This window comes from Kitasatospora sp. NPDC002551 (assembly GCF_040296005.1).
GTDB lineage: Bacteria > Actinomycetota > Actinomycetes > Streptomycetales > Streptomycetaceae > Kitasatospora.
The window spans coordinates 1-6,376 of the sequence record NZ_JBEOWI010000122.1; the positions used below are offsets into that span (position 1 = coordinate 1).

The following is a 6,376-nucleotide window of genomic DNA, read 5'->3' on the forward strand; positions in this document are numbered from 1 at the left end:
CTGGGCGCCGATGCTGTAGTCGCGGGCGTCGGCGGGCAGGCCCAGGTCGAGGTTGGCGTCGACGGTGTCGCGGCCCTGCTCCTGCAGCTCGTAGGTGTCGCTGGGGCTGCCGCCGTCGGGGTCGGGGTCCGCTTCCACGACGGCCAGGGTGGCCCGGCGCGCCTGGTAGGTGGTGCTGCGGCGGCGCAGCGGCATGGTGGTGGCGAAGACGTAGACCGCGACGCTGGAGAGGGTGGCGGCCATCAGGGCATCGGCGGCGGTGTGCGGCTCGTAGAGCCAGGAACTGCCGAGGGCAACGGCGGCGCTGGGCAGGGCGCACAGGATGCTCCAGCGCCACCAGCGGCTGGTCGGGGTCCGACCGGCGGGAGCGGGGCGGCGAGCGGTCTTGGGCACGGATGCCTCCAGAAGTGGGCGGGCCAGAAGGCGCGGCGGAGGGGCGGCTGTCGCACGGCCCGGGCCCGGATAGGGCACTCGTTCGCCCGGCGACATTTCAAACGATACACAGACTCATGGAGTTAAGCAACATCTCCAGATTGGGCCCCTCCCCTCGCGGCCTCGCCACGCCCGGCTGGCCGGCGGCCCCCGGGGCGCGGTCTCCCGCTTGGCCGGCGGCGCCGCGCTCGGCCGTGGCGAGCGCATTGGGGGGCGCTGCGGTCGCAGAGTTCAGCCCCGACGCCGGTCGCCGGTATCGCCTCCCGGCGTGCAGGGCGGCCGCCGGCGGCCAGGGAGGGTCGGGGTGTCGCAAGCATTGCTTAATTCTATGAGTTGACTTATGTTTGGGGAGGAGCAGCTCCCGAGCCGCACGCGCTCCTCCCGGCAATCACGCACTCACCACTTATGAGGAAAATCCGTCATGCCCGATGCACCCGAGTACACGCCGTACACCATCTACGTGCTGGAGCCGCACGCTGCCTATGCGACCGCTGAGAACGGCCACATCCCGATCGAAGCCATTGCCAAGCGCGTCTACGGCAAGGCGTACAGCTCGCTGAGCGGATGCCGGCGGGACGACGAACACATCGGCAACGACAGCGTGAAGCTGTACGAACTCAGCTCCGACGATGACTACCTGGAAGCACTCGAAGCGTTCGATGACACCGAGCTGTATCTGGGCTGGGACTCCCGTACCCGCGAGAGCGTCCGCAAGACCGGCATGACTGAGCTGGACTACTGGCTGAGCATCCGGATCGCCGACGAGAACACCCCGGCCACCGTCGAGGCGAACCCGCCGGAGACGCAAGACCTTGAGAACGCCGTGTTCGAGAACCGCTTCTACGCCGATCGCGCGTTCACTCCGTCGCTGAAACTGGTCCTGGCCGATCTCATCCGTCGTGGCGAACTCCCGCGCGGCGACTTCCTGTTCCGGCACTGGTGGTGACCGGAGCGGAACGAAGTCCGACGCCCCGGAAACCCCACCTTGGAAGGCCCTGATGTCCCTCACCCTCCCGGTCGTAGAACTGCGGACACTGCTGCACGACGCGCTCTCGGCCGCGCTCGCCACCGACGCCCTCACCCTCCCGGCTCCGCTGATGTACACCCCGGGCGTCCACCGCCCGGCTCTGTACCTGGAGAGCACCGTCGTCCGCGGACGGCCGGGCGAGGGCAAGACGTTCTGGGCCCGGGCCCTGGCGGACCCGCAGCTGCGCGCCATCGCCGCGCGGGAGTACCGCATGCCCCGGCTGGAGCGGACGGAGGCGGTCACCGCCTTCGGGGCACGGCCGGACGCCGGCCAGCCGACCGCAGGGGAGCTGCGCGCCCTGACAGGTTGGGGTGTGCCGCCGACCGTCCTGTGGAGTGCCGTCGCGCTGACCGCGCTCGGCGTTCCGGACCTTGCCGCCCTCACCACCTGGACGGAGCGCGTCGACTGGCTGGCCCGCAACCCCGGGGCCACCGAGCGGTCCTTGGCCGAGTTCGAAGCCGCCGCGCGGGCCACCGACACCGTGCGGCTCGTCCTGTTCGACGCCTTGGACCAGCTCCACCCCGACCGGGCCCTGGCCGAGCACCTGGCCTCCGGCATGCTCAACCTCGCCGTCACCCTCTCGCGCCGCACCACCAGGCTGCGCGCGAAGGTGTTCATCCGCCCGGACATGCTGGACGGGGCTCTGACCGGGGTCCCGCGCCCGGACCGCGGCTTCCTGACCGGCCGGGCCGCCGACCTTTCCTGGGGCCGGTCCGACTACCTCGGCCGTACTGGCAGGATCGAGCTGTACGGCCTGTTCATCCACCTCCTGGGCAACCACGACAGCGCGGAGGCCGCCGCCTTCCGCGCGGCCTGGCCCACCTGGGAGCAGAGCCAGGACGGCCGGTTCCTCGCCCCCTCCGGGCTGAGCGGCGACCCGAAGATCCAGGAGGAGTTCTTCACCGCCCTCGCCGGCCGGTTCATGGGCACCAACGCCCGCACCGGCTACACCTACACCTTCCTGCCCAACCGCCTCCAGGACGCACTGGGCACGATCACTCCGCGTCCCTTCCTCACCGCGCTGGCCACCGCCCTTGAGGACACCGGCCGCCACCACCCCGGACACGACCGGCCGCTGCACCACGACGATCTGCGGAACAGCGTGCGCTGCGGGGCGCGCACCGCCGAACTCCACCGGGCGCTGCCGTGGGTCCGCCTCGCCATGCAGCCGCTGGCCGGGCAGCAGGTCCCGATCTGGGAGGAGGACGTCTTCGGCCTGTGGGAGCGCAGCGGCCTGGCCGACCGGCTCCAGGAATCCGCCCGGGAGGCCGGGAACGGCACCGGCCGCGGCCGGACCGGACCGCGCAGCCCCGCCAGCCTCCCGCAGCAGCTGGAGGAGCTGGTCGACGCCGGAGTGCTGAGCCGCCGCACCAGCGGGCAGCTCGACATGCCCGACGTCTACCGGGTCGTCTACGGCCTCGGCCGCCGCGGGGGAGTCAAGCGGGCCGCCACCACCGCATAGCCCGAACCCGACCGGCCCCGGCCCCCGCCCCGGGGCCGGCCCGTTTCCCGGACCGGCACGAGCACCCTGCGGAAGTCCGCAGCGTGCCCGGCCGGCGGCGGCTCACTGCGGCTCGCCTCTCCGCGGCTCCGGGCAGGCCTGCGCCACCAGCCGCTCCACCTGCTCGAGCAGACCCTCGGGCACGGCGGGCAGCAGGAACGGGTTCAGCCACCGGTCTCGCTCCGCGCGCATGGCCTCGACGACCCGCTCCTTCTGCTTCAAGCCCCGGTGCCTCTCCGCCGACCTGTGCATCGTGAGCACCAGCTCGGTGAACGGCAGGTCGCCCAGATCGACCGGCAGCACCTGGTGACCCGGCAGGCCCAACGCGCTGAGGTCGCTCACGGCGACCGTCTTATCCAGGCCCCCGCGGACCAGCCCGAGCGCCACGGCGGAGGGGTGCGTGCCCACGTGCGGAGCGCTCGGTGCGGGGACCGGGCTCGGAGCCGGGATGGCCTGAGGGTGGCTCTCGGCGAGCATCCGCACGGCTTCCTCACGGCCGGCCTGGTCGAGCTTGGCGGGCAGCCGGCCCGCGTCGGCCGCGGCTTTCACGCGCTGGAGGGCCTTCTGGTAGCCGCAGCCGGTCGAGCTGTTCAGCGCACGGGCGATGCGCTGGTGGTTGCTGGTGTTGGGCGAGGACGGGGTCACCGCTTCTCCTTCGTCGCGTCCCGGCGCTGCGGTTCGTCCCACCACGAGCAGGCCAGGGTGCGGTTCAAGAAGAGGGCACCGGTCGTCACTCGCACCCGCGCGGCAGCACGATTCACCGAAATCCCGGGGGTGGGCCCGGGCCGGCGCGCACAGCGAGGTGCGCTGCCGTCGAGCATAGCGATCGGCACCGACAACTCCCAGGGCCCTTCTCCGGCCGCCGGGTCCGGACAGGTGGTCACACCGCCGGCCCTTCGCACACCTCTAGTGGGTGTACCGCTCCTCACCCACCGGACGAAGGGTCTTTCCGTGACCGACACCGTGCTCGACCTCCCCAGCTCCGAGGGCTGGCTCGACGACGCCGTAGCGGCCGTAATCGCCTACTCCCGGCTGCCCGCCTCCTCGGCCTGGGCCCGCAGGGAGGCCGCCCGGCGCCTGCTGCGCTCGCCCAACATCCACCCCGTCCTGGAGCGGGCAGCGTTCACCTCACTCACCCGCGGCGCGGTGCTGGAGATCGCCGGCTACGACATCGCGGACCACCTCGATCGGCCGTGGACAGCCCGCGCGGAGCACTGGGCGGAGGTGATCCGCCCCTCCTGGCAGGAGTCCGCCGAGCTCTTCTCCGGCATCGCCTGGCAGGGCCGCCGGGCCGGCAGCAGCGCACTAGTCCACCTGACGGCCGAGCAGGTTCTGGGCGCCGCGCCGCCGCTCACCGCGCGGACCCGGCTGCACCTGTACGGCCTCGGCCTTCGCTACGACTTCCGCTGCCAGGCGCTGGGCGACCTGTTCGACCGCCGTGGCCGGACCGAGGACCTGGACCCCTTCAGCCGGTCCCTGCACGCCTTCGCCCGGCTCGGCCGCTCCGATCCAGCGGCGCTCGACCTCATCGACCCGCTGCTGGAGGAGTCCGGGAACCATCCCAAGGTCGCCCACGCGCTGCTGCACGGCCTGTGGCTCGGCCACGACCTCCCCGGCCAGCCCCACCGGATCCTCGACCTCCTCGACCGACCGCCCTTCAACCAGGGCCCGGACGCCGTCGCGCTCTTCCGCCAGGCCGCGGCGCTGCGCCGCCTGCGCCGCTTCGACGACGCCCTGGCCTCCATCGGCACGGCGATGGAGAGCCTGCCGGTGGACACCGATCCCGCAGTCCACGGCGACCTCGTACGTGAACGGGCACTGATCCTCAGCGCCCGCGAGACCTGATCCGCGCCCGCCACCGCGGCCCGCCCACCGGTTCGTGCCGGCGCGCGGGCCGCGCCCCTGTCCAGGCCCATCCCGTGCCGCGCTCCACAGTCCCGCCCCGGCGGCGCCCGGCATCCGGCGAGAGGTCCGTCACCCTGCCCGCCCGCACCGTCGACGGCAGCCGGGCTGCTCCGGCCGAGCCCACCATGCACCGCCTGTCGCAGGGGTCGCTCGGCAGGCCGCGCAGCGCCGCCATTCCGGCCGGCCCTGACGGTGCGGTGCCGTAAGGTGCAACGACCAGCAGAAAGTGGAGCCGGCCCGGTCGGGCACAGGGGGAGAAGTGACCTTCAGCTCGCGCATCCAGCTCTCGGCCGACGCGAACGGCGAGCCGAACTACACCGCGCCGGCGGGCGGGATCGCGGTGGGCACGATGTGGGTCGTCATGATCACGGCCATGTACTTCACGCTGGAGTCCCGGCTCCTACACGACCACCGCAACGTGGCCCTGGCCGTGGTGTGCGCCGTGACGGTCATCGCGTCGTCCGGGGTGTTCTTCGCGGCCAGGGCGTTCTTCCGCCGCTTCGGCGCGCACTGGTGGCACATCATCCTCGCCACGGTGGTGCTGTGCTGCGTGGGCGCCAAGGCCCCGGACGCCGCCGCGTACGTGTTCCCCGACCAGATGGAGCGCTACCACCGGGAGCTGGGCGGCCCGGGCCAGTGCCTGCACAACACCCCGTACGGCAGCGACCGGGAGTTCCCGAAGTCCTCGCAGGTCACCTACGACAACCAGGCCCCGGGCCGGATGACGGTCACCCCGCTGGACAAGACCTATCCGCCGCTGGTGCTGGACCACGCTGTCCGCGGCGGGCTGCACGCCTTGACCCCCACCGACGCGAAGGCCCGGCAGATCCTGGACTCGTACGGCTGCTGAACCCGCCCCGGCCTGAATCGAGGTCCAGTTCCCGAACTGCTCGGGCAGATCACGCCCCAGTACTCCGATGCGAAACCGCCACGAGGTCAGACGGGCTCGGTGTAGGAGACCGGCTTGCCGCTGGCGTGGGCGTATGCGATTTCCCTGCTCGTGGACTCGCCGACATACCCGCCGGGGTTGACGACCAGAACCCGGTCAGCCAAGTCGATCTTGTGCAGGTGGAGAGCGTCCAGCACGGTCTTCTGCTCGTCGGTGACCGGCCCGTCCGCTTCGCCAGGCGCGACGACGATGACACCCGCGAAGGTCAGCTCACGGTTCGCCGCACGCATCTGGGCCGCGAACCGGGCAGAGCCGCAGATGCAGACAATCTCAGGTCGCTCGGGCACGGGCACGGCTTGGTCCTCCGGTCGAACGGGAAACGGCTACTGGCCGACCTGCGGGGCGACGCGGCCCTCGTCGAGCGCGGCGAAGCGCTCCTGGAGCTCGCCGGTGGTCTCGGCCTGGGCGATCCGTACGGGGAACGCGTCCCACAGCGCCGTCCCGTCGACCTCCCGCTCCACGACACGGCCGGCCAGCAGTTCCCTGGCCCGCGCCGTGCACTGCTCGACGGCCGCGGCGTCCAGGATGCCGCGCTCGGTGAGCTGCTCGGCGAGGAGGGCCA

The 6,376-nt window shown here is 72.2% G+C and carries 7 protein-coding genes and 1 pseudogene; 4 read left to right on the forward strand and 4 right to left on the reverse strand.

Annotated elements, in window-relative coordinates:
- Positions 1-93: pseudogene (locus ABT093_RS40135) on the reverse strand (hypothetical protein); the annotation flags it as partial.
- A gap of 760 nt (positions 94-853) precedes the next feature.
- On the opposite strand from ABT093_RS40135, the gene ABT093_RS40140 reads away from it, so the two are divergent.
- Positions 854-1,378 (forward strand): hypothetical protein, encoded by a 525-nt coding sequence (locus ABT093_RS40140; protein ID WP_350572455.1) that lies wholly within the window; start codon positions 854-856, stop codon positions 1,376-1,378.
- Between the two features lie 52 nt (positions 1,379-1,430).
- Positions 1,431-2,921: a hypothetical protein gene (locus ABT093_RS40145; protein ID WP_350572456.1), complete on the forward strand. Its 1,491-nt coding sequence runs from the start codon at positions 1,431-1,433 to the stop codon at positions 2,919-2,921.
- A gap of 102 nt (positions 2,922-3,023) precedes the next feature.
- On the opposite strand, the gene ABT093_RS40150 is transcribed toward ABT093_RS40145, so the two are convergent.
- Positions 3,024-3,605, reverse strand: coding sequence for a hypothetical protein (locus ABT093_RS40150; RefSeq protein WP_350572457.1), 582 nt, complete (start codon positions 3,603-3,605; stop codon positions 3,024-3,026).
- Between the two features lie 306 nt (positions 3,606-3,911).
- Here ABT093_RS40150 and ABT093_RS40155 point away from each other — a divergent pair, with 306 nt between their 5' ends.
- Positions 3,912-4,805 (forward strand): hypothetical protein, encoded by an 894-nt coding sequence (locus ABT093_RS40155; protein WP_350572458.1) that lies wholly within the window; start codon positions 3,912-3,914, stop codon positions 4,803-4,805.
- 319 nt (positions 4,806-5,124) lie between these two features.
- The gene (locus ABT093_RS40160) at positions 5,125-5,715 is read left to right on the forward strand and encodes a hypothetical protein (protein ID WP_350572459.1); all 591 of its coding nucleotides are present in this window, start codon (positions 5,125-5,127) and stop codon (positions 5,713-5,715) included.
- Between the two features lie 86 nt (positions 5,716-5,801).
- On the opposite strand, the gene ABT093_RS40165 is transcribed toward ABT093_RS40160, so the two are convergent.
- Both ABT093_RS40165 and ABT093_RS40170 read right to left on the reverse strand, forming a co-directional pair.
- Positions 5,802-6,101: a hypothetical protein gene (locus ABT093_RS40165; protein WP_350572461.1), complete on the reverse strand. Its 300-nt coding sequence runs from the start codon at positions 6,099-6,101 to the stop codon at positions 5,802-5,804.
- Positions 6,102-6,137: 36 nt separating this feature from the next.
- Positions 6,138-6,376 (reverse strand): hypothetical protein (locus ABT093_RS40170; protein ID WP_350572460.1); only part of this gene is annotated, 239 nt, incomplete at its 5' end.

Coding starts and splice junctions, on each gene's coding strand:
- ABT093_RS40140 (WP_350572455.1), top strand. CDS start 854: ATGCCCGATGCACCCGAGTACACGCCGTACACCATCTACGTGCTGGAG.
- ABT093_RS40145 (WP_350572456.1), top strand. CDS start 1,431: ATGTCCCTCACCCTCCCGGTCGTAGAACTGCGGACACTGCTGCACGAC.